Source organism: Massilia consociata (assembly GCF_042432755.1).
Lineage (GTDB): Bacteria > Pseudomonadota > Gammaproteobacteria > Burkholderiales > Burkholderiaceae_D > Telluria > Telluria consociata.
The window spans coordinates 674,355-695,523 of record NZ_JBHLWP010000013.1 but is presented as its reverse complement, the minus strand read 5'-3'; the positions used below and the strand labels follow the sequence as shown (position 1 = coordinate 695,523).

Annotated in this window: 18 protein-coding genes; 11 read left to right on the top strand and 7 right to left on the bottom strand. The window is 68.1% G+C overall.

Translation table 11 applies throughout. The features are described 5' to 3' along the window. Nucleotides 1–289 precede the first annotated feature (289 nt). From ACFFJK_RS16345 to ACFFJK_RS16330, 4 genes are all read right to left on the bottom strand, one after another. A complete protein-coding gene (locus ACFFJK_RS16345; RefSeq protein ID WP_379680519.1) occupies nt 290–988 on the bottom strand; it encodes a FadR/GntR family transcriptional regulator in 699 nt (232 codons plus the stop codon). Between the two features lie 221 nt (nt 989–1,209). Further along, the gene (locus ACFFJK_RS16340; RefSeq protein WP_379680518.1) at nt 1,210–1,635 is read right to left on the bottom strand and encodes a BlaI/MecI/CopY family transcriptional regulator; all 426 of its coding nucleotides are present in this window, start codon (nt 1,633–1,635) and stop codon (nt 1,210–1,212) included. Nucleotides 1,636–1,740: 105 nt separating this feature from the next. Continuing rightward, complete coding sequence (locus tag ACFFJK_RS16335) at nt 1,741–4,914, bottom strand: pectinesterase family protein (protein WP_379680517.1); 3,174 nt, start codon at nt 4,912–4,914, stop codon at nt 1,741–1,743. Then, nucleotides 4,911–5,642 carry a rhamnogalacturonan acetylesterase gene (locus ACFFJK_RS16330; protein WP_379680515.1) on the bottom strand — a complete coding sequence of 244 codons (732 nt, stop codon included), beginning with the start codon at nt 5,640–5,642 and terminating at the stop codon, nt 4,911–4,913. Before ACFFJK_RS16330 ends, ACFFJK_RS16335 begins: the two co-directional genes overlap by 4 nt. 228 nt (nt 5,643–5,870) lie before the next feature. On the opposite strand from ACFFJK_RS16330, the gene ACFFJK_RS16325 reads away from it, so the two are divergent. From ACFFJK_RS16325 to ACFFJK_RS16300, 6 genes are all read left to right on the top strand, one after another. After that, nucleotides 5,871–6,599: a FadR/GntR family transcriptional regulator gene (locus ACFFJK_RS16325; protein ID WP_379680513.1), complete on the top strand. Its 729-nt coding sequence runs from the start codon at nt 5,871–5,873 to the stop codon at nt 6,597–6,599. 151 nt (nt 6,600–6,750) lie between these two features. After that, on the top strand, nt 6,751–7,668 hold the full coding sequence (gene kdgD / locus ACFFJK_RS16320) for a 5-dehydro-4-deoxyglucarate dehydratase (RefSeq protein WP_379680512.1): 918 nt from the start codon (nt 6,751–6,753) through the stop codon (nt 7,666–7,668). A 3-nt stretch (nt 7,669–7,671) separates the two neighbouring features. After that, nucleotides 7,672–9,249, top strand: a complete 1,578-nt coding sequence (locus ACFFJK_RS16315) for an aldehyde dehydrogenase (NADP(+)) (RefSeq protein WP_379680511.1) — start codon at nt 7,672–7,674, stop codon at nt 9,247–9,249. A 99-nt stretch (nt 9,250–9,348) separates the two neighbouring features. Then, nucleotides 9,349–10,776: an MFS transporter gene (locus tag ACFFJK_RS16310; protein WP_379680509.1), complete on the top strand. Its 1,428-nt coding sequence runs from the start codon at nt 9,349–9,351 to the stop codon at nt 10,774–10,776. Between the two features lie 5 nt (nt 10,777–10,781). Further along, nucleotides 10,782–11,660: an SMP-30/gluconolactonase/LRE family protein gene (locus ACFFJK_RS16305; protein WP_379680507.1), complete on the top strand. Its 879-nt coding sequence runs from the start codon at nt 10,782–10,784 to the stop codon at nt 11,658–11,660. A 202-nt stretch (nt 11,661–11,862) separates the two neighbouring features. Continuing rightward, complete coding sequence (locus ACFFJK_RS16300; protein WP_379680505.1) at nt 11,863–12,276, top strand: hypothetical protein; 414 nt, start codon at nt 11,863–11,865, stop codon at nt 12,274–12,276. A 50-nt stretch (nt 12,277–12,326) separates the two neighbouring features. Here ACFFJK_RS16300 and ACFFJK_RS16295 read toward each other — a convergent pair whose 3' ends face one another. Then, nucleotides 12,327–12,710 (bottom strand): YbaN family protein, encoded by a 384-nt coding sequence (locus ACFFJK_RS16295; RefSeq protein WP_379680503.1) that lies wholly within the window; start codon nt 12,708–12,710, stop codon nt 12,327–12,329. 209 nt (nt 12,711–12,919) lie between these two features. Here ACFFJK_RS16295 and ACFFJK_RS16290 point away from each other — a divergent pair, with 209 nt between their 5' ends. Next, entirely contained in the window at nt 12,920–13,408 is a 489-nt protein-coding gene (locus ACFFJK_RS16290; protein WP_379680501.1) for a hypothetical protein, read from the top strand. 18 nt (nt 13,409–13,426) lie between these two features. On the opposite strand, the gene ACFFJK_RS16285 is transcribed toward ACFFJK_RS16290, so the two are convergent. Further along, nucleotides 13,427–14,716 carry a cytochrome P450 gene (locus ACFFJK_RS16285; protein WP_379680500.1) on the bottom strand — a complete coding sequence of 430 codons (1,290 nt, stop codon included), beginning with the start codon at nt 14,714–14,716 and terminating at the stop codon, nt 13,427–13,429. Between the two features lie 90 nt (nt 14,717–14,806). Beyond that, complete coding sequence (locus tag ACFFJK_RS16280) at nt 14,807–17,122, bottom strand: CHASE domain-containing protein (protein WP_379680498.1); 2,316 nt, start codon at nt 17,120–17,122, stop codon at nt 14,807–14,809. Nucleotides 17,123–17,316: 194 nt separating this feature from the next. On the opposite strand from ACFFJK_RS16280, the gene ACFFJK_RS16275 reads away from it, so the two are divergent. From ACFFJK_RS16275 to ACFFJK_RS16260, 4 genes are all read left to right on the top strand, one after another. Next, nucleotides 17,317–17,751: a hypothetical protein gene (locus ACFFJK_RS16275; RefSeq protein ID WP_379680496.1), complete on the top strand. Its 435-nt coding sequence runs from the start codon at nt 17,317–17,319 to the stop codon at nt 17,749–17,751. Between the two features lie 76 nt (nt 17,752–17,827). After that, entirely contained in the window at nt 17,828–18,448 is a 621-nt protein-coding gene (locus tag ACFFJK_RS16270; protein WP_379680494.1) for an LON peptidase substrate-binding domain-containing protein, read from the top strand. A 32-nt stretch (nt 18,449–18,480) separates the two neighbouring features. Then, nucleotides 18,481–19,242 carry an anti-sigma factor family protein gene (locus tag ACFFJK_RS16265; protein WP_379680493.1) on the top strand — a complete coding sequence of 254 codons (762 nt, stop codon included), beginning with the start codon at nt 18,481–18,483 and terminating at the stop codon, nt 19,240–19,242. 327 nt (nt 19,243–19,569) lie between these two features. Then, nucleotides 19,570–21,147 carry a DEAD/DEAH box helicase gene (locus ACFFJK_RS16260; protein ID WP_379680492.1) on the top strand — a complete coding sequence of 526 codons (1,578 nt, stop codon included), beginning with the start codon at nt 19,570–19,572 and terminating at the stop codon, nt 21,145–21,147. The last annotated feature ends 22 nt before the right edge of the window (nt 21,148–21,169 follow it).

The window sequence follows — 21,169 nt, the reverse complement described above, 5'->3', positions numbered from 1 at the left end:
CCTGGAGTGCACCGGCGATGAAAAAGCTTCCCAGCAGTTGATTGGTATGTTGGCGATTCTACTTTGGTCTGACCAGTTTCGCAATCTGGACGTGCCAGTTATTTTGTGGCCTGTACAGATTGACAAAAGCGGCTGTGCCACTTTCGCAATATATTAATGAGCAGGGGAAATGAATGAGGCCGACTGGTAATGAGATCCGCTCATGACCGGAGCGAACGGGAGGGAAGCGCCCGTGGATGGGGCGGAAACGGCCGGGAAGCCGGCTGGCGCCGGCCCCGGTTGCATCGGATCAGCCGCGCGAGAAGGTGCGGGTGACGCGGTCGAGGTGGGCGCGCATGGCGGTGCGCGCGCCGGCCACATCGTGCGAAGCGATGGCGGCGAAGATGTTGCGGTGGTCGATCAGGGTCTGCTGGCGCAGTTCCTCGGTCTGGAAGTGCTCCTTCAGCTTGTGCCAGAGCGAGCCGCGCTGGCTCCACAGGTATTCGATCACGCCCACCATCGCGCTGTTGCCGGTGGCGCGCGCGATCGCCAGGTGGAAGTTGCGGTCGGCCGACTCGTTGCCGCTGCGGTCTTCGTGGTGCTGCTCCATCTCCTCCACCGCGCGCAAGATGGCGTCGATGGCCGAGTCGCTGGCGTGCTTCGCGGCCAGCGCGGCCACCTCGACCTCGATCAAGCGGCGCGCCGCCAGCACTTCGAAGGGGCCGGGGCCGGCCGTCGGCACCTCGGCCTGCGGCTTGGCCTGCTCGCTGACATACACCCCCGAGCCGCCGCGCACCTCGATCGTGCCGCCCAGCTCGAGCGCGATCAGGGCTTCGCGCAGCGAGGTGCGGCTGACGCCGAGCTTGGTGGCCAGCTCGCGCTCGGCCGGCAGGCGCTCGCCGGGCCGGATGTTCTCGGCGCGGATCAGCTCCTCGATCTTGGCCGATACCACCCGGTAGAGCCTCGGCTCATTGACGCTGGTGTCGTTCAGCGCAGCGGTTTTCTTCATTGCGGGCAGGTCCTGGATAGTTGGTGGCGATGCCAAAAGGATAGAATCTTAGTTTGGTCCAGGTAATGTTGCAAGTGGACCAACCAATTATATGTCAACAGTAGTGCAACACCGCCACAGGATGCGTGCCTGGACCTTCAGTAGGAGGTCGGGCCGCGCATGCGGGAGCCGCTGGCCTGTTGACGCGGCAAGGTGGGTGCGGGTACGGCGGCGAACATGCCTCACCGGCCGCCTTGCTGCAGATGGGGCGACTGCTTGTCCGGCGCGTCGTCCAGTTCGTCGAGCAGCTGGCGCAGTTCCTGGATATCCGCCGGCGCCAGCTTGCGCCGGCCGGCGACGTGCGCGACCAGCGGAGCGACGCGCCCGCCGAACAGGCGCTGCACCAGGCTCTCGCTTTCGCGGGCGAGCCAGGCGTCGCGCGCCAGCACGGGGTGGTAGAGGAAGCGCCGCCCGTCCTTCACGGCGGCGATCGCGCCCTTCTTGAGCAGGCGGTTGAGCAGGGTCTTGACGGTGGCGCTCTGCCAGTGCTGGCTTTCCGATAGGGCGACCACGATCTGCTCGGCCACGATGGGACCCGGCGCGCGCCACAGCACTTCCATCACGTGCGACTCGGCGTCGCTGATGTTGATCTTGGGAATATTAGACATGACATACCGTTTACAAACGTAATCGTAAAGAATGATTACATCTGTAAACGGTCGTGTCAAGCGTCCTGTGCCCCTTTATGCGCGCAGGGCAGGGGAGTCCTGCGATCAGGGCTGCGGATTCCAGCCGCGGCCCGCGAACACCGCCGCGCGGCTGGACAGGCGCGCGGCCTCTTCCTTGCTGAGCCGGGTGCCGCCGAAGCTGCGCGGCTGGCCATCCTCCGACTTGTTGCCGTATTCGCGAAAGCCGCCCTGCGCCGGGTTCGGCACCGGCTTGCGGTACCAGGCGTCGGCGGCGATGTGCGGCCCGACGCTGCATTCGATGAAGGCCACGTTGTCCCAGGTGTTGGCGGTGCCGGGCGAACGCGCGAAATAGGTGGCCCCGTTCGGCGGCAGGTTGCCCAGGGGGCCGGGGCCGCGCGTCAGGCGCGAGCGCAGGAAAATGAAGCCCGGCTCGTCCGGTCCCACGGTGCGCGCCTGCACGATGTAGCCGCCGCTGTTCGGGTTGGCGCTGTCGCCCACCGTGCGCAGCTCGCTGTCCTCGAACAGGGCCGCGCGGTTATTCCCCCAGACGAAGTCCACGTTGCCTTCGATGAGCGACTTGTAGAACCAGGCGTAGCCTTTCAGCTGCAGCGTGTCCTGTTCGCTGATGAAATGCGCGTTGCGCACCTGCAGGCGGCCCTGGTCGCTGTTGAAGTAGATCGCCTCGGCCTGGGCCGAGTGGCCGTCGCTGCGGCGCGTGCTGTTGTGCAGGGCGATGTCGCGGATCTCGAGCAGGTCGAGGTCCTGGGCCAGGAACAGCGAGCGCCCGCCGAGCACGCCGGCCGAACCGTCGGGCTGCCCGGTGCCCGAGCCCGGATTGCGCGTATCGCTGTTGGCGGCACGGACGATCGTCGCATCGCGGCTCTGGCCGCGCAGGGTCACGTTGTCCTTGTCGCGCAGGTACAGCAATTCCGGATAGACGCCGTCGCGCACGTTCACGGTCATCGCTTTTTCACGCGGCTGGGACATGACGTAGTCGAGCGCGGCCTGCACGGTGCGGAAGTCGGCGCGGCCGTCGTCGTCCACGGTCACGCTGTCGCCGACCGGCTTGTAGGGCGTGGTGCGGAAGGACCAGCGTGCGCCGGCGAATTCACCGGCCCCGCCGCCCGTGCGTACCAGCCCGGCATCGACCGCGGCCTCGTACTCCTGGCCGTATTCCAGTGCCTGCGGCAGGCTCACGCGCAGCTCCTTGCCGGTCACCTGGATCCGGTGCTGGCGCACCAGGCGCTGCTGTCCCTGCGGGCCGAGCGCGGTGATGGCTTCGCCGGGGCGCACCACGGCGACCAGCGTCCTGTCCTGGCCGCGCTTGCGGTAGACGCGCACGCTGCCCTGGCCGCTCAGGACCGGTTCGTCGGCGAAGACGAGGCGCAGCGGCGTATCCGGCGGTACGCCGCGCTCGCCGTTGGCCGGGTGGGCGGCGGTGGAAGGGGGGAGCGAGGCGGTGCCGGGCGCGGCAAAGGGCGCGCCCACGTCGACCGTGAAGATCGCTTGCGCCCATGGATCGTCCAGGCTGCGCACGGTGACGGCGGTGCGGCCGGGGGCATGCGGGGTCAGGCGCAGGGCGCCGTCTTGCACCTCGACGGCGGCGATGCGCGGATCGTCGGCGCTGGCCGTGATGCGCGACGCGCCGCCGACGCGCAGGGATTCAGGGGCGTCGCCGGCCTGCAGCGCGATGCGGTCGGCGCCGACGTGCACGGTCACGCGCTCGGGCGGCGCGCCGGCGGGGCCGCTGCGCAGGTCGAGCAGCATGTTGGCGCCGGCGTCCCAGGAGACCGGCTGCACGGCGGGCAGCGGCGGCGCCACCAGCCAGGTGGCGCGGTCCCCGTCGACGAACACGTTCAGCAGCTGGCCTTGCGGTCCCGGTTCGGCCGCATAACGCAGCACGATCGGGCCCGGCGGCGGCGCATTGCGGCGCACCTGCTTGATGCGCTTGATCTCACCGCCGCGCGATTCCAGCAGCTCCACCACCAGCACCTTGCCGCCCTCGGCCAGCTGCAGGCTCGCGCCCTGCCAGTTGCCGTCGGCGTCCTGGCGCGCGCGCAGCAGGAAGGTTTCGCCCGGCACCGGCACGATGCGCGCCTCGGCATAGCCGTCATCGCCGTCCCGCAGGGGGCGCGGACCGGCATTGTCGAGCACATGGCGGGGGACCTGCGCGGCCGGCAGCGCCGTGTAGCGGTAGGGCGGGCGCCAGCCGGCGTCGCCGGCGAACGGGCAGTCCGCCAGCGGACTGCCGTTCAACAGCGAGCCGCTGTCGGCGAAGATGCCGGGACTGGAGGCCGGGTCGCGCACGATCTGCTTGCAGGCGGTCGCCCCGGCGACCTCGAACGCGTTGGCATCCGAGATGATGCGCGACGCGTGGGCGGCGCCGATGCTGTAGCCGTGCCCGTACACCGGGCGCTTGCGCTCGCCCACGTAGTAGTTGTTCAGCAGGTGCACCTGGCCGTAGCGCACGCGCGGCGAGCGCTCGGCGACGTGTTCGAACAGGTTGCCTTGCAAGGTCACGCGCAGGCGGCCGGCGTCGCCGGTGGCGGCGTCGCCCGCGCCGATCAGCATGTTCTTTTCGTGCTCGGCGAAGCGGTTGTAGGTGACGCTGACGTAATCGGAGCCGCGCGTGATGTCGACGGCGCCGTCGTGGCACTGCTTGATCTTGCCATTCTCGACCGGCTGCTTGTCGTCGGTCTGGGGCGCGTCGGTGAAGCTGTTATGGTCGATCCAGACGTGGTGCGCGCCGGAGACGGTGATGCCGTCGAACTCGGAATTCCAGTTGCCCTTGGCGCCGTCGTGCGGATCCCAGACCGGGCCGACGTCGCAGGGATTGCTGATCGCGAGGTTGCGGACGATGACCTGTTCGACGTTCGCCACGATCAGGCTGCCGTTGACGAAGCCGGCGCCCGGCGCCACGCCGATCAGGGTGGTGTGCGACGGGATGCGCACGACGCCGCGCTGCGCCTGGTCCGCGGTATTGCGAAATGGCCGCCCTTCGGTCATGTCGATATTGGCGGCCACGCGCACGATGCGCGCCGGCGCCGGCGCGGCCAATGCCGCCAGCAGCTGGGCGCGGTCGCGCACCGTGAACACATGCTCCGGCCTGGCGAGGGCGCCGCCGCGCGTCCCGCCCGCCTGGGCGGCCCAGCCGTCGGCAGGGGCGTGCTGGCGCTCGGCGAGGGAAACGGCGGCGGCCGAGGCGTCGGCGAACGCGCCGGCCAGCGCCAGCGCAAGGACGGTGGCGCGCGCGTTCACGGTGCGCTCCGGATGGCTGCGGACAGGGCCGGGACCTTGCGCACGAGTTCCTGCGCCATGATGCCGGAGAAATGCTGCGCGCCTTGCGGCCCCAGGTGGGTGTAGTCGAAATTGTCGCCGCTGCGGGCCAGCTTGTCGGCTTCCTGCGGGCCCATGGCCTGCACGGCGGCGAGCGACAGGGCATTCAGGTCGACCAGCGGCGTCTTCGTCGTGCGCGCGATCTCGCGCACCGTGCCGGCCCAGGGGGCGAGGTCGTTATGCACGTAGCCATTCTTGAAGCTGCGCCGGGTCAGGGGCGTCACCAGCACCGGCACGGCGCCGAGCGCACGCGCTTCGTCCACGTAGCGCTTCATGTTGGCCGGGAATTCGGTGACGAAGTCGGTCGAGCGTCCCGGCTTGCCCGGCTGGTCGTTGTGGCCAAACTGGATCAGCACGTAGGTGGCGCGAAAGCCCGCGCGGTCGCGCAGCAGTGCCTGGACTTCGTCCCAGCGGCCTTCGGCACGGAAGCTGCCCGAACTGCGGCCGCCGCGCGCCAGGTTGTGGCAGGCCGTTTCCGGCGTGAGGCGCGCGCACAGGGCGTCGCCGTAGCCGGTGGTGCTGGCCATGGTGGAGTCGCCCACCAGGATGACGCGGTCGGGCAGGGCGGCGGCAGGCCCGGCAGGCGCGGCAACGGCGGCGCAGGACAGCATGGAGAGAAGCAGGGGGATCGAGCGGGCAGAACGCAGCATGGGCAGACTCCGGAAGTTTGCCCGATTCTATTTTGGCCTGACCAATTTATCAAGTGGTCAGGCCATTTGGACGGTCCAAGTGCCGAAACACGCTTCGCGTGACGTACTGGACGTGGCCTGGTGGGGACGCGGTTGTGAAAAAACAAAGATATCATGTCATAAGACATCGTACAACTACGTGCATACGCTATAATGGGGTTTCCATCCTTCCGCTTTCATCTTCACCTTATGGTTCCTACGCCACGCAAATCCCGCAACCTCGCCCAGGGCGTCGTCGAGCAGATCAGCAGCAGCATCCGCCAGGGGGTCCTCAAGCCGGGCGAAAAACTGCCGACCGAGTCGACGTTGATGTCGCAGCACGGCGTGAGCCGCACCGTGGTGCGCGAGGCGATCTCGCACCTGCAGGCGTCCGGCCTGGTGCAGACGCGCCACGGCATCGGCACCTTCGTGCTGGAGCGCCCGCAGTCGGGCCTGGGCATCGACGCCGAGAGCATCCTGACCCTGCGCGACGTGCTGTCGATCCTGGAACTGCGCATCGGCGTCGAGAGCGAAACGGCGGGCCTGGCGGCGGTGCGCCGCACCGACGAGCAGGTACGGGAGCTGGGCGACACGCTGGCCGAGATGCAGGAGGCGATGGCCGTCGGCAGGTCGGCCGCGGAGGCGGACAAGCGCTTCCACCTGCTCATCGCCCAATCCACCGGCAACCGTTATTTCGTCGACATCCTGGGGCAGCTGGGCAACACGATCATCCCGCGCGCGCGCCTGAACACGGCCGAACTCGAACAGGACAAGCCGGCCGACTTCAACGAGCGCGTCAGCCGCGAGCACGACGACATCTACCGCGCCATCGAGCGGCGCGACCCGGAGGCGGCGCGTGCGGCGATGCGCACCCATCTTTCCAACAGCCGCGAGCGCCTCGTCCAGGCGCAGCGCCGGATCGAATCCCTGATCAACTGAACACCTGTCCCGGCGCCGCCCCCTGCGGCGCCACTCTTCCAACAAAAAGCGAAGATTTTGCTTGCAGGGTCATCGGTTCAGTTGTACGATGACATACAACTGCTTCACAACGCTTGCTGTACCCCCCAATACCCTGTCCTGGAGACCCGCAATGAATCCGCTCGAATTACAAAAAGTCCTGTCGCACGGCCTGCTGTCCTTCCCGATCACCGACTTCAATGCCGAACTCGAATTCGACAAAGCCGGCTACCAGAAGCGCCTGGAATGGCTGGCACCGTACGGCGCGACCGCGCTGTTCGCCGCCGGTGGCACCGGCGAATACTTCTCGCTGCATGGCGAAGAGTACAGCCAGATCGTCAAGACCGCGGTCGACACCTGCGCCGGCACCGGCGTCGCGATCCTGGCAGGCTGCGGCGGCCCGACCCGCGCCGCCATCGCCCACGCACAGGAAGCCGAGCGCCAGGGCGCCCAGGGCCTGCTGCTGCTGCCGCACTACCTGACCGAATCGAACCAGGACGGCCTGATCGCCCACGTCGAAGCGGTGTGCCGCTCCGTGAAGATCGGCGTCGTGGTGTACAACCGCGCTGCCTGCCGCCTGAGCGCGGACTCGCTGGCCAAGCTGGCCGACCGCTGCCCGAACCTGATCGGCTTCAAGGACGGCATCGGCGACATCGAACTGATGGTCTCGATCTACCGCAAGATGGGCGACCGCTTCAGCTACCTGGGCGGCCTGCCGACCGCGGAAGTGTATGCCGGCGCTTACAAGGCACTGGGCACCCCGGTGTACTCGTCGGCCGTGTTCAACTTCGTGCCGCAGCTGGCGATGGACTTCTACAACGCCACCGCTTCGGGCGACACCGCCACCACCAACCGCCTGCTGGACGAGTTCTTCCTGCCGTACCTGGAAATCCGTAACCGCAAGGGCGGCTACGCGGTCAGCATCGTCAAGGCAGGCGCTCGCCTGGTCGGCCACAGCGCCGGTCCGGTGCGTCCGCCGCTGACCGACCTGACCCCGGCAGAAGACGAAATGCTGCTGGAACTGATCAAGAAACAAAAGAACCCGGTATAAGCCATGCAGATCACTGGTGACATGATCATCGGCAGCCAGCTCGTCCGCGGCAGCGCGGGCGAGGTGAAAGCCTACAACCCATCCACTCGCGCCGAGTTCGAGCCGGCCTTCGGCCAGGCGACGGGCGCCGACGTGGAACGCGCCTGCGAACTCGCGGCCGTGGCCTTCGACAAGTATCGCGCCCTGCCGCTGGAACAGCGCGCCCGCTTCCTGGAGGCGATCGCCGAGCAGGTGCTGGCTATCGGCGCGACCCTGATCGAACGCGCCCAGCAGGAAACCGGCTTGCCGCAAGCCCGCCTGGAAGGCGAGCGCATGCGCACCGTGAACCAGCTGCGCCTGTTCGCGAAAGTGGTCCGCGACGGGAACTTCCTGGGCGCGACCATCGACAGCGCGCTGCCGGAACGCACCCCGCCGCGTCCCGACCTGCGCCTGGCCAAGATCGGCCTCGGCCCGGTCGTGGTGTTCGGCGCCAGTAACTTCCCGCTGGCCTTCTCGGTCGCGGGCGGCGACACCGCCTCGGCCCTGGCAGCAGGCTGCCCGGTCATCGTCAAGGCACACGGCGCCCACCTCGGCACCTCGGAGCTGGTCGGCCGCGCCGTCCAGCGCGCCGCGATCGAGTGCGGGATGCCGGAAGGCGTGTTCTCGATGGTCTTCGGCGACGGACGTACCATCGGCCAGCAGCTGGTCAGCCACCCGGCCATCAAGGCGGTCGGCTTCACCGGTTCGCGCGGCGGCGGCACCGCGCTGATGCGCACCGCGGCTTCGCGTCCGGAACCGATCCCGGTCTACGCCGAGATGAGCAGCGTGAACCCGGTGTTCCTGCTCCCGGCTGCGCTGGAAGAGGGCGGCGCTACCCTGGCGAATGGCTTCGTCGATTCGCTGACCCTGGGCGTCGGCCAGTTCTGCACCAACCCTGGCCTGGTGTTCGCGGTCAAGGGCGCGGCACTGGATGCCTTCACTGCGGCGGCTACCACGGCGCTGGCAGGCAAGGGCGCCGGCACCATGCTGACCGCCGGCATCCATGAAGCCTACAACAGCGGTATCGCACGCTTCGGCGCCGCCAAGGGCCTGCGCCTGGTCGCCCAGGGCGGCACCGAAGGCATCGGCTGCGCCGCGCAGGCTGCGCTTTACGAGGTCGAGGCTGAGGACTTCATCGGCAACCCGGAGCTGCAGGACGAAATCTTCGGCCCGGCCGCGCTGGTGGTCCGTTTCGACAGCGAAGAGCAGATGCTGCAAGCGGCCGAACAGCTGCATGGCCAGCTGACCGCGACCGTGCACGTCAAGCCGGCCGACCATGCACTGGCTGCGAAGCTGCTGCCGGTCCTGGAGCGCAAGGCGGGCCGTGTGCTGTTCAACGGATTCCCGACCGGCGTCGAAGTGTCGCATGCGATGGTCCACGGCGGCCCGTTCCCAGCCACCAGCGACAGCCGCACCACCTCGGTGGGCGCCACGGCCATCGACCGCTTCCTGCGGCCGGTGTGCTACCAGAACGTGCCCCAGGGCTTGCTGCCGCAGGCACTTCGGGACGACAATCCACTGCGCCTTGCGCGTGTGCTGGACGGTGACCTGAAGGTCGCTTAGTAATCAGGGGGCGCAAGGTTCGACTTTGCGCCCCTTTTGACCGATTGAAGCACCAGCCGGAGGAGACGCCGGCTGTTTCGTTTGAAAAGAACTGATCCCATGAATCAGCAAGTCATGAGTGCAAATGCCAAGCAAGGCGCAGGGCAAGCCCCGCAACTCGCTTCGACGGTAGGCAAGTATCGCTGGACCATCTGTGCCCTGCTGTTCTTCGCCACCACCATCAACTACCTCGACCGCCAGGTCCTGAGCCTGCTGGCGCCGCTGCTTACCAAAGAATTCGGCTGGTCGAACACCGATTACGCCAACATCACGGCGGTCTTCCAGTTCGTCTACGCCATCTCGATGCTGTTTGCCGGCCGCGTGATCGACCGCATGGGCACCAAGCGCGCCTTCGTCCTGGCGATCGTCGTATGGTCGATCGGCGCCATCGCGCACGCCTACGCGATCGGTATCGGCAATGCCGTCAACAGCGTGTTCACCACCCTCGGCCTGGCTGCGGTGCCGGTCTCGATCGTGGGCTTCATGGTCGGCCGCGCGGTGCTGGCGATCGGCGAGGCGGGCAACTTCCCGGCCGCGATCAAGGCCACCGCCGAATACTTCCCCAAGCGCGAGCGCTCCTTCGCCACCGGCATCTTCAACTCCGGCGCCAACGTCGGCGCGATCCTGGCGCCGCTGACGGTGCCCCTGATCGCCGAGTACTATGGCTGGCAGATGGCCTTCATCGCGGTTGGCGCCATCGGCTTCGTGTGGATGGGCATCTGGATCTGGCTGTACGACACGCCGGACCGCCAGAAACGCCTCAGCGCAGGCGAACTGGCCTACATCAACAGCGACAGCGCGCCTGCGGACGCGGACCCGGCCGCGGCAGCGGCCAAGCCGAAGGCTTCGTGGTTCAAGCTGCTCGGCTACCGCCAGACCTGGGCCTTCGCCTTCGGCAAATTCATGACCGACGGCGTGTGGTGGTTCTTCCTGTTCTGGCTGCCGAAGTACATGTCGGCGCAGTACGGCCTCACGGGGCCGGAGATGGTCGTGCCGCTGGCGGTCCTGTACAGCATGACGATGGTGGGCAGTATCGGCGGCGGCTGGCTCCCGACCTGGTTCATCGACCGTGGTCACAGCGTCTACCATGGCCGCATGCGCGCCATGCTCACCATCGCCCTGTTCCCGCTGGTGGTGCTGCTGGCGCAGCCGCTCGGCTACCTGGGCTTCTGGATCCCGGTGATCCTGATCGGCATCGGCGCCTCGGCGCACCAGGCCTGGTCGGCCAACCTGTTCACCACCGTTTCCGACATGTTCCCGAAACACAGCGTCGGCTCGGTGGTCGGCATCGGCGGCATGGCCGGCGGCCTGGGCGGCGTGCTGCTCACCAAGCTGGGCGGCTGGCTGTTCGACTACTACGGCGCGCTGGGCAAGCTCGAGACCGGCTACCTGATCATGTTCTCGATCTGCGCGCTGGCCTACCTGGTCGCCTGGCTGGTGATGAAGGCCCTGGTGCCGGCACACCGCGAGATCACCGACCTGGGATGACAGGCATGCAAGTCGAGCGTATCGAAGGCGTGCACTGCGCCACCGGCGAATGCCCGGTGTGGCATGCCGGGCAGGAAGCGTGGTACTGGGTGGACATTCCGGCGCGCCGCATCTGGCGCCTGGACCATGCCAGCCGCGCGCTGCAGGTGTGGGAAGCGCCGGAAATGGTGGCCTGTATCGCCCCTGCCCGCGACGGCGGGCTGGTGGCGGGCATGGAAACCGGTATCTTCCACCTCGCCCTGGGCGACGACGGCCATGTCGGGGCAACCCGCCTGGCCGCGCCGCCGGCGGCCGAACTGGGCGAGGGCATGCGCTTCAACGACGGGCGCTGCGACCGCCAGGGACGGTTCTGGAGCGGCACCATGTTCATGGACATGGGCGCCGCGCGCGCGGTCGGCGGCCTGTACCGCTACAGCCGGGAAGGCGGATTGCACGGCCCGGTCGTGAGCGGCCTGCTGACGCAGAACGGGCTGGCCTGGTCGCCCGACGGGCGCACCATGTACCTGTCCGATTCGCATCCGCTCAAACGCACCGTGTGGGCCTTCGACTACGACGTCGAGACCGGCCTGCCGTCGAACCAGCGCGTGTTCCTCGACCTGAGCGCCCAGAAGGGCAGGCCGGACGGCGCCGCGGTCGATGCCGAGGGCTGCTACTGGACCTGCGCCAACGACGGCGGCCTGCTGCAGCGCTTCACGCCGCAAGGCAGGCTGGACCGCGAGTTCGCGCTGCCGATGGCCAAGCCCTCGATGTGCGCCTTCGGCGGCCCGGCGCTCGACGTGCTGCTGGTGACCTCGATCGATCCCGGCACCGGCGGCGACGCCGGCGCGGTGGTGATGCTGCGTCCCGGGGTGACGGGCGTGGCGGAAACCCTGTTCGCCGGCTGACACGGCGCGCCTGACCACACCATGGCGGCATGGCATCGCGCCGCCCCTCACGGGTTTTCAGGCGTTCTTACTCCTCTTTGATCGCGCTCAATACCTCCTTATGACCCGGCGCAGTGCCCGCACTCCAGCGGGCCTGCGTTGTCTGATTGGCAGGACGGCCGCCGTGGTGCGGCTGCCTCTGATCAATTCATGAGGAGAAATCATGCGCAAGTCTTGTCTACTGTCCTGTCTACCTGCTGCGGCGGCGTTCCTGCTCGCCGCCCCGCTGGCATCCGCCGCCCAGTGCGGCACGGGCAAGGTCACGGTGTCCGCCCAGCGCGGCAGTGCGGGCGGCGACGGCTTCATTGCCACAGGCGTCCAGCTCGCCAACGAAGTCGAGGGCAGCTATGCACTGTCGAACGGCCGGCGCCTCGAGCTCATCCACCTCGACCAGCGCGTGTACGCCGATTTCGGCAAATGGAGCCGTGTCGCGCTGGCAGAAGTCGGTCCCCACCGGTTTGCCTCACGCGACGGGGAAGTCCAGATGAGCTGGATGCCCGGCCCGCGCACCGACCAGATCCTGCTGAGCTATCCGGCCGACCACAGGGGGCGCTACAGGCCGGCTGGCACCTGCTGATCGGCCCGGCCCTGGCCACGTTGGCCACGCGTTGGCCATCGGACGGCGCCTCAAGCCTTGTTGGCGCGCCGTTCGAGCCGCAGCGTGGGCAGGAAGCGCCACAGGTAGATGCTGACGCAGGCCCCGGTCAATGCCAGCACGGCCGGCACCGCAAGCCCGTCGAAGCGGAACATCGCCGCCAGGAGCGATGTCCACAACAGCACGGTGGCGACGATCTTCGCCTTCAGTGGAATGCCGTGGCCCGCTTCGAAATTACGCAGGTACTCGCCGAACACACGGTGCGACAGCAGCCAGCGGTGCAGGCGTTCCGAGCCGCGCGCGAAGCACCACGAGGCCAGTAGCAGGAAAGGCGTGGTCGGCAGCAGCGGCAGGAAAATGCCGAGTACTCCCAGCACCACCGCGCAGGCACCTGCCACGTTGTAGAACAGTTTCATGCTGCCACTCTAGCACGCGTCCATATGGTCTTGCAGCATCGATGTGATGAAATAATATTTCAATTCGATGCTGTCCATGAAATAAAATTTCATCTTGGCGAGGGGGCATCCGGTCATGTATGTGCAGTGCATGATCGAACCCCAAAAGTCCCATAAGCAAACAAATATTGATAGCATGGGTTTCTTTTGCCGATTGCCGACAAGATAACATGCGTTATACCTTTGCCCTTGCTGCAGCCGCCCTATGGGCCAGCACCGCCTTTGCGGATGAGCCCGCAACCTGCTACGTTCCCAAGGATCCAACGGGGGATTTCGTGTCCGGGAAAGTGCAGCCTTTCGATGCCGACCCCCATACCGCTGCGCAGGTCGTACGCCTGCTGAACCAGGACAATCGCGCGAACGGCAGATGCTTCCACAAGTTTATCGAACGGGAGGGAGGGATGCCGAGCGCCGCCGGCATCCTGTATGGCGCGCGCGTTTCTCCTGCAGGCAAGGTAACCCAGGTGTCGGTACTGGGGACCCGGGAGATCAACGACGCCATGCTCATGGCTTGCCTGGCGCGCAGCATTTGCCAATGGGAGCTGAAAGCCAGCGCGGACGGCAAGGAACGGCTGCTTCGCTTGCCGCCACAGTACACGAATGAACGTTCCGTGAGGCCAGAGCTGCGCACAGAGCCCTTCTCGAACCTCGGCAGGTAGCGCGGCGGCCGATGCCGTTCAGCGCACCGGCGCCGCCACGTCGATGAGAAAGCGGCTCGCCGGCATGGTCGGCATGCGCGACAGGCTGATCGTCAGGTCCTGGCGCGGCACCTGGTACACCACTTCCGAGGCCAGCAGGTGCAGGGCCGATTTCACCAGGTCGACCGTCATCGCCTCGCCCGGGCAGCGGTGTCCGGTGAGGTAGTCGCCTGCGCCCTGCGGCACCAGGTCGAAGGCGTCGCTCTGCCAGCGGGCGAAGCGCTCGGGCTTGAAGCGCTGCGGCTCGGGCCAGATCGCCGGATCGTGGTTGGTGCCGTACATGTCGAACAGCACCCAGGTGCCTTCGTCGAAGTGCAGGCCGCGCCAGTCGAAGGCGTTGAGCACCCGTCCCCCGACCGCCGGGAAGAACGGGTAGTAGCGCCGCACTTCCTGCGCGAACATGGTCAGCGTGGCGTCGTCGCCTGTGGCGATGCGCGGACGCCATTCCGGGAACTCGTGCATTGCCTGCGCGCCGAAAATGATGAAGCGCGCCACCGCCACCACCGGGCGCAGGACGTTGATCAGTTCATTCGCGGCGATGTCGACCGGCAGCGGCTGCTCGTCGCGGTCGCGGTGGCGGGCGATCACGGCCAGCGGGCTTTCCGGCGGCGGTGCGGTGCGGCCGCCGCGCACCGCCTGGATCAGGTTCTTGGCCCAGTGTTCGGTGCGGCTGCGCAGCACCAGGCCCTGCAGCGTGCGCCGGATTGCATTGCCGGCGCCATCGATCATGGCCGAAAACTCCCGGGTCAGGCGCGGGTGGTCGATGTCGGCGGCCGGGATGCCGGCCCAGCGCCAGGCCGCCGCGCACAGCACGCTCTCGGCCTCGTCGAACAGCACGACGCGTTTCTGCCCGGGCCAGCGCGCGAAACGGGCGCGCCATTCCTCGGTAGCGATCGTGACCATGCGCGCGCGGTCGGCCGGCGTCTGCAGCGACATCATCATCGCCTTGCGGTGCCGGTGGTCTTCGCCGTCGAGGGTCTGGGCGCTGCCGAAGTCCTGCAGCAGCATCAGGGTGGTCGGCGGAATCGCCCCGCGCCGCGTGAAGCGCCCCGGCTGCCAGAACATGCGCGCGGCTTCCGGGCCGCTCACGCAGATCGCGCGCCGCCCCATCAGGCGGGTGGTGAACACGTCGGACCCGAGCTCGTTGCAGCGGCGCTGGAAGAAGGGGTAACCCTCGGACAGCAGCTTGAGGGTGCTGTCGAATGCCTTCGTGTGCGGCACGCCGTGTTCGACCGGAATGGGGAGGGACTGCTTGTGGGAAACAGACACTCTGGGCTCCTGAAGAGAATTCGGGCTACCCAATGTAGCACGCAGCCTTGCGCGCACGATTTATACAGGAGTCGCTCGGACGAGCTGCGATTACGAGTGTGGCGTGGCCGCCCCGTGGCCTGCAGTCACCTGCGCCGTTGCCAGATGGCGGGGTAAATAGATCGTCACCGTGGTGCCTGTGCCGGGCTCGCTCTCCAGGCGGATGTCGCCGCCGCTCTGGCGCGCGAAGCCGTGCGCCATCGACAGGCCGAGGCCGGTGCCCTTGCCTTCGGGCTTGGTGGTGAAGAAAGGTTCGAAGGCGCGCTCGGCCACGTCCGGCGGCATGCCGTGTCCGGTGTCGGTGACGGCGACCGTGACGTAATCGCCCGGCGCCAGGTCGCCTCCCTCTCCACCTTCGCCTTCGCCGACCGTCGCGTTGCCCAGCGCCAGCGTGATGCGCCCATTGCCGTCCGTCCCCTTGCCGATCGCGTCGCGCGCATTGATGACGAGGTTCAGCAGCACGTTCTCGAGCTGGTTCGGATCCACCAGGGTCGGCCACAGGTCGGGCGGGGCGGTGCGCTCGACCGTGATGCTGTCGCCGGCGGCGCGCAGCACCAGGCTGTCCATGCGTTCCAGCAGCTCGGCGACGTTGACCACGGTGGGATGCAGCGGCTGGCGCCGTGCGAAGGCCAGCAACTGGCCGGCCAGCTTGCTGCCGCGCTCGACCGCGTCGAGGATGCTGAGCAGGCGCTTGCGCTTCGGGTTGTCGGTATTATCGGCGCGCAGCATCAGCTGCACGTTGGCGCTGATGATATGCAGGATGTTGTTGAAATCATGCGCCACGCCGCCGGTCAGCTTGCCCACCGCTTCCAGCTTCTGCGAGCGCAGCAATGCCTGGCGCGCTTCGTCGAGCCGCTGCTGGCGACGCTGCTCGCGCGCTTCCGCTTCCTTGCGCTGGGTGATGTCTCGCACGAAAGCGGTGGCGCCGAACCCGTCGCCGATCGGCAGTCCTGCCACGGTCAGCTCGACCGGGATGGCGCGGCCGTGGCGGTCCAGTACCTCGAGCTCGGTCGGCGCGCCCAGCATCGCGCAGCGGCCGCCGGCGGCGAATGCGGCAAAGCCGGTGCAAAAGTGCGCGCGCCGCTGTTCCGGCAGCAATTGTGCCGCGTCGCGTCCGATGGCTTCGTGCGCGCTCCAGCCGAACAGCCGGGTCGCCTGGGCATTCCAGTCCGTGATCCGGCCCTGCCTGTCGAGTGCGAGGAAGGCATCGGGGGCGTTCTCGAGGATGACCCCGATGCGCTGACGCTCGGAGGCGACCTGGTCGTGCGACTGGCGCAGCTCCAGTGTCATCGCCTGCGCCAGCTGCAGCGCGCGGCGCCGCTCGCTGGCCAGCAGCCAGACCACGAAGCTGAGCAGGATGCTCAGGCTGACGCCGGTGACCGCGACCAGCAGCGGGCGCGTGGTGTCGAGGCTGGCTTCCAGCGCCGGGCTGGAGCGCATCGTTACCGTCCAGGTGCGCCCGCCCGGCAGGATCTGGGAGCTGGCCGTGAGGCGGGCGGGCCGGGCGCGGCCGGCAGCCGAAGCGTCTCCCGAGCGGTAGAGCAGGGTGGCGTCGCCTTGCGCTTCGCCATCGTGGATTTCGATGTCGAGATCGGTCGAATGGGCGCCGCCCAGGCCCTGCATCAAATCGCTCATCCGGAACGGCGCATAGACCCAGCCGACGATGGCCGCGCGGCGCTGGTCGACGGTGCCGGTCAACTGGCCGGCGCGATATACGGGCAGGTACATCAGGACGCCGGGCTGCTGGGCCGCCGCGCCTTCCTGCACCAGCACCACCTTGCCGCTCAGCGCCGCCTGTCCGGTATCGCGGGCGCGTTCCATGGCGGCGCGGCGCACCGGTTCGCTGAACATGTCGAAACCGAAGGCGCGCAGGTTGCGCCCGCCGAAGGGCTCGATGTGGGTGATGGCGCTGGTGGCCGGACCGGGCCCCGTCCACTGCACCGCATAGTCGGGGAAGCCTTCGCGCCGGACCGCCGCTTCGTGTGCCGCCAGCCGGCCGGGCGGGATGATGGAGGCGATGCCGAGTGCCTCCAGGCCCGGGAAGGACTGGTCCAGCCGCAGCACGCGGTAGTATTCCTCCCAGTCGCGCCGGTCGATCTCGACCGTGCCGCGCAGGTAGCCGCGGGCGCCGCGCAGCACCTGCTCGTACACCGCCATGCGCCGGCTGATGCTGTACACCATGTCGCGCGTGCGATAGTCAAAAGTTTCCTGCAGCTGCGCCTGGGCGGTGCGGCGGGCGCTCGACCAGGCCGTATACGTCGCCACCAGCGTCACCAGCAGCACCAGCATCGCCAGCAGCAGCGGCAACTGCCCGGAACCAGGCAGGGGGATACGGCTGCTTGAAGCGGATGGCGGGGACTGCTGCATATTCTTGTACGCGCGGCGGGGGCCGTGGGGCAGGTTGATCGGAATCGCGCGGAAAACCAGTAGGATACGCATCCTTGTTGTGCTGGGGCGCACGACTTTGCGCGTTTGGCAACAGCATTATCTCCTAAAATTGACTCAATGCAACATTCTCACGTGAATTCATTCTGGGCGCATGCTTCGGCGCCCTGTGCTGCATGACACTGCCTCCGGCCCTGCGCCGGCACTGGCCGCTGGCGGCGCTGGCGGGCGCGCTGCTCCTGGCCCTGCTATGGGGGGCGCTGGCCCCGCTGCGTGGCGCCAGCCACGAAGTACCGGTGGAGATCGGGCCCGGCGCCGCGGGCCCGTCCACCGTGCGCCTGACGCTGGGCGTGCAGGATGTGCTGCTGGTGCGCAACCGCACCGGCGCGCCGCTCGTGTTCGGCCCGGTGCAACTGGCGCCCGGCGCCGAGTTCCGCCTGCCGGTGGAAGAAGCCGGCGAGCAGGCCATTCCCTGCCCGGCGCTCGCGGGCGGGGTGCTGCGCGTGCGCGTGGTGGCGGCGCCGGACCCGGGCATCGGGCGCCTGCGCTGGCGGCTCGCCAATGCCGGCCATGCGTTGCGGACGCTGCCGCTGCGCGGTCCGGAGGAGTGAACGCCGGCCTGCGCGGCCCGGCCCCGCGCGCGCAATCGTGCTCCCGTCCCCGCTGCGATTCTGTCATCATGGGATCATGTCGACGATTTCCATGCCCTTGTTCCCGCTTAGCACGGTACTGTTTCCGGACGGGGTACTGCCGCTGCAAGTGTTCGAGGTTCGCTACCTCGACATGATCAGCCGCTGCCTGACGGACGACACGCCGTTCGGGGTGGTGCTGCTCACGCAGGGGCATGAGGTGCGCCAGCCGGACGGCGAGCCCGAGCGTTTCGTGGCAGCGGGCACGATCGCCTCGGTCACCGAAACCACCACCACCACGCCCGGCCTGCTGCAGGTGATGTGCCGCGGCGGTTCGCGCTTCACGGTGCTGACCGCTGAACAGCGCCTGAACGGGCTGTGGATGGCCGAGGCCGAACTGGTCGAGGACGACCATACGGTGCGCGTGCCGTCCGAACTGCAAGGGGCGGCCGACGCGCTCGACCGCGTGCTGGCCTCGCTGCACGACGTGCCCCAGCACCGCTGGCCGGTGCAGCCGCCGTTCCGCCTCGACGACTGCGGCTGGGTCGCGAACCGCTGGTGCGAACTGTTGCCGCTGCCAAACCGGCAGAAACACAATATGCTCATGCTCGACAACCCCGTGATCCGCCTCGAACTGCTGCACGATGTCCTGGACGAACACGGCTTGATCACTTCGTAGCGCATTTTCGTAGCCTTTTACCTGTCGCGGCCATGAAATTCTCGGACGACCTCTTGATCGCGTACATCAACGGTGAGCTGGCCGAGCCGGCGCGCGCGGCGGTGGAGCGGGCCATGAACGCCGATCCGGTGCTGGCCGCCCGCATCGCGCAGCACCGCCGGGAGCATGCCGGCCTGGGCCGCTCCCGGATGTTCAGCGTCTCGGCCAACGGCCACGACGGCGCCAGCCACAGCCAGCGCCACGCGCCTACGCCAGGCGCCAAGGTGGTCCACCTCGACGCCATCCGTCCCGGCCGCGCGTTTCCGCCGCCGCAGCCGCCCCGGCAGGATCCCGGCTGGACCCGGCGCCACTGGCTGGCGGTCGCGGCCGCGCTGGTGGCGGGGGCGGTAGGCGGCGCCCTCGGCTGGCAGCAGATGCGGCCCGATGCCGGTGTCGTCACGCTCATGGCCAGCGACGGCGCGCTGGTGGCGCGCGGCAAGCTGGTGGAAGCACTGGGCGGCCAACTGGCCAGCCCCGGTCCCTCCGAAACCGGCGTGCGTATCGGCGTCACCTTCGTCTCGAAGGACGGCAGCTATTGCCGCAGCTTCGTGGTCGATACCACCGCCGGCCTGGCCTGTCGCGCCGGCGGACGCTGGACGATCCCGGTGCTGGCCCAGGCCCGCCCCGGCGCCGCCTGGCTCGACGGCAGCGTGCTGCCGCCCGCGGTGCAGGCGGCGATCGACGCGCGCATCGTCGGCGCCACCCTCGACCCGACCGCCGAGCGCGCCGCCCAGCAGCGCGGCTGGAAACCCTGATGTGCGGGCCACATGCACGCGCTCGCGATTTCGCCATTGCCATGAACAACTGCCCCCGAAACAGGACGTTATATACAGGGGGGTGGATTTCAGGTATCGTGTAGCCCGCTAAAGTGCCTCTACGTCCGCGTGCCGCAACGTCGGTGCCTCCGCGGCAAATGCGGTCCGGTGTCCGGCCCGCCGTCCCATCTGGAAGTTTCCCGCGCAGGCCGGCCCGTGCCCGCAGGCGCCGCCGTAGAGCTGAACGAAATACCGGGTACTCCGAAAAACGGTTGCCAGTGCGACGCACGGCAGGTTTTTCCAGGTACTTTACTGTCCAACAAGAATATGTCTGATACCCAGAACACTCCAGCCAGCGCCGAACCGGTCGCGAGCGCGAACGCGATTGTGAACGCCGAGGCTGCACCGGTCGATGCTGCACCCGTCGAAAAAATTGCCGCTGACGAAGCGCCGACCGTGCGCTTCACCGACCTCGGCCTGGCGCCGGAAATCCTGCGCGCGCTGACCGACCAGGGTTACGAGCACCCGACCCCGATCCAGGCCAAGGCGATCCCGCTCGTGCTGCAGGGCCGCGACGTCATGGGCGCCGCCCAGACCGGCACCGGCAAGACCGCCGGCTTCTCGCTGCCGATCATCCAGCTCCTGATGGCCCACGCCAACAGCAGCATGTCGCCGGCACGCCACCCGGTGCGCGCCCTGGTGCTGACCCCGACCCGCGAACTGGCGGTGCAGGTGGCCGACAACGTCAAGGCCTACGCCAAGCACACGCCGCTGCGTTCCACCGTCGTGTTCGGCGGCATGGACATGAAGGGCCAGACCACCGTCCTGAAGGGCGGCGTCGAGATCGTCATCGCCACGCCGGGCCGCCTGCTCGACCACATCGAGCAGAAGAACATCAGCCTGGGCCAGGTGCAGATGCTGGTCATGGACGAAGCCGACCGCATGCTCGACATGGGCTTCCTGCCCGACCTGCAACGCATCATCAACCTGCTGCCGAAGCAGCGCCAGAACCTGATGTTCTCGGCCACCTTCTCGCCGGAGATCAAGAAGCTGGCCAACAGTTTCCTGAACAGCCCGGTGCTGATCGAAGTGGCGCGCAGCAACGCCACCGCCGACAAGGTCACGCAAATCGTCTACAAGGTCGACGAGGAGCTCAAGCGCGACGTGGTCGAACACATCATCCGCGAGCGCAAGCTGAAGCAGGTGATCGTGTTCTCGAACACCAAGATCGGCGCTTCGCGCCTGTCGCGCCACCTCGAGCAGAAGGGCATCAAGGCCTCGGCGATCCACGGCGACAAGACCCAGCAGGAGCGCATGGCCGCCCTCGAGGCCTTCAAGCAGGGCTCGGTCGAGGTGCTGGTGGCGACCGACGTGGCCGCGCGCGGCCTCGACATCTCGGACCTGCCGTGCGTGATCAACTTCGACCTGCCATACAACGCCGAAGACTACGTGCACCGCATCGGCCGCACCGGCCGCGCCGGCGCCTCGGGCGACGCGCTGTCGGTGTACTCGGACAAGGACGAGCGCCTGCTGGTCGACATCGAAAAGCTGATCAAGCAGACCATCCCGCGCGGCGAGCTGGCCGGTTTCGTGGCGCCTTCGGCACGTCCGCGCGAAGGCTATCGTGAAGGTGGGCGCGAAGGCGGCCGCGACGGCGAACGCCGCGGCCGCCGCGACGAGACCGGCGCGCCGGGCCGCTCGGGCGAACGCGGCGAGCGCCCTGCGCGCAGCGCCGGCTACAGCCCGGCGCCGCGCCGCGAGAAGGTCGACCCGTGGTTCCTCAAGCCCTACGAGCCGTCGAGTGCCGCCCGCAAGGAAACCGTGGCGCCGGCGCCGGCGGCGGCCAAGCCGGCCAAGCAGAAGCTCGCCTTCCTGCTCGGCGGCGGCCCGCGCTCGAACGCCTGACAGCTTTTCGTGGGGCGGGCGC

Bases quoted from the DNA above. Each gene is read 5' to 3' on its own strand.
- ACFFJK_RS16345 (WP_379680519.1), bottom strand. From the start codon at position 988: ATGAAGAAAACCGCTGCGCTGAACGACACCAGCGTCAATGAGCCGAGG.
- ACFFJK_RS16340 (WP_379680518.1), bottom strand. From the start codon at position 1,635: ATGTCTAATATTCCCAAGATCAACATCAGCGACGCCGAGTCGCACGTG.
- ACFFJK_RS16330 (WP_379680515.1), bottom strand. From the start codon at position 5,642: ATGCTGCGTTCTGCCCGCTCGATCCCCCTGCTTCTCTCCATGCTGTCC.
- ACFFJK_RS16325 (WP_379680513.1), top strand. From the start codon at position 5,871: ATGGTTCCTACGCCACGCAAATCCCGCAACCTCGCCCAGGGCGTCGTC.
- kdgD (WP_379680512.1), top strand. From the start codon at position 6,751: ATGAATCCGCTCGAATTACAAAAAGTCCTGTCGCACGGCCTGCTGTCC.
- ACFFJK_RS16315 (WP_379680511.1), top strand. From the start codon at position 7,672: ATGCAGATCACTGGTGACATGATCATCGGCAGCCAGCTCGTCCGCGGC.
- ACFFJK_RS16310 (WP_379680509.1), top strand. From the start codon at position 9,349: ATGAATCAGCAAGTCATGAGTGCAAATGCCAAGCAAGGCGCAGGGCAA.
- ACFFJK_RS16305 (WP_379680507.1), top strand. From the start codon at position 10,782: ATGCAAGTCGAGCGTATCGAAGGCGTGCACTGCGCCACCGGCGAATGC.
- ACFFJK_RS16300 (WP_379680505.1), top strand. From the start codon at position 11,863: ATGCGCAAGTCTTGTCTACTGTCCTGTCTACCTGCTGCGGCGGCGTTC.
- ACFFJK_RS16295 (WP_379680503.1), bottom strand. From the start codon at position 12,710: ATGAAACTGTTCTACAACGTGGCAGGTGCCTGCGCGGTGGTGCTGGGA.
- ACFFJK_RS16290 (WP_379680501.1), top strand. From the start codon at position 12,920: ATGCGTTATACCTTTGCCCTTGCTGCAGCCGCCCTATGGGCCAGCACC.
- ACFFJK_RS16280 (WP_379680498.1), bottom strand. From the start codon at position 17,122: ATGCAGCAGTCCCCGCCATCCGCTTCAAGCAGCCGTATCCCCCTGCCT.
- ACFFJK_RS16275 (WP_379680496.1), top strand. From the start codon at position 17,317: ATGACACTGCCTCCGGCCCTGCGCCGGCACTGGCCGCTGGCGGCGCTG.
- ACFFJK_RS16270 (WP_379680494.1), top strand. From the start codon at position 17,828: ATGTCGACGATTTCCATGCCCTTGTTCCCGCTTAGCACGGTACTGTTT.
- ACFFJK_RS16265 (WP_379680493.1), top strand. From the start codon at position 18,481: ATGAAATTCTCGGACGACCTCTTGATCGCGTACATCAACGGTGAGCTG.
- ACFFJK_RS16260 (WP_379680492.1), top strand. From the start codon at position 19,570: ATGTCTGATACCCAGAACACTCCAGCCAGCGCCGAACCGGTCGCGAGC.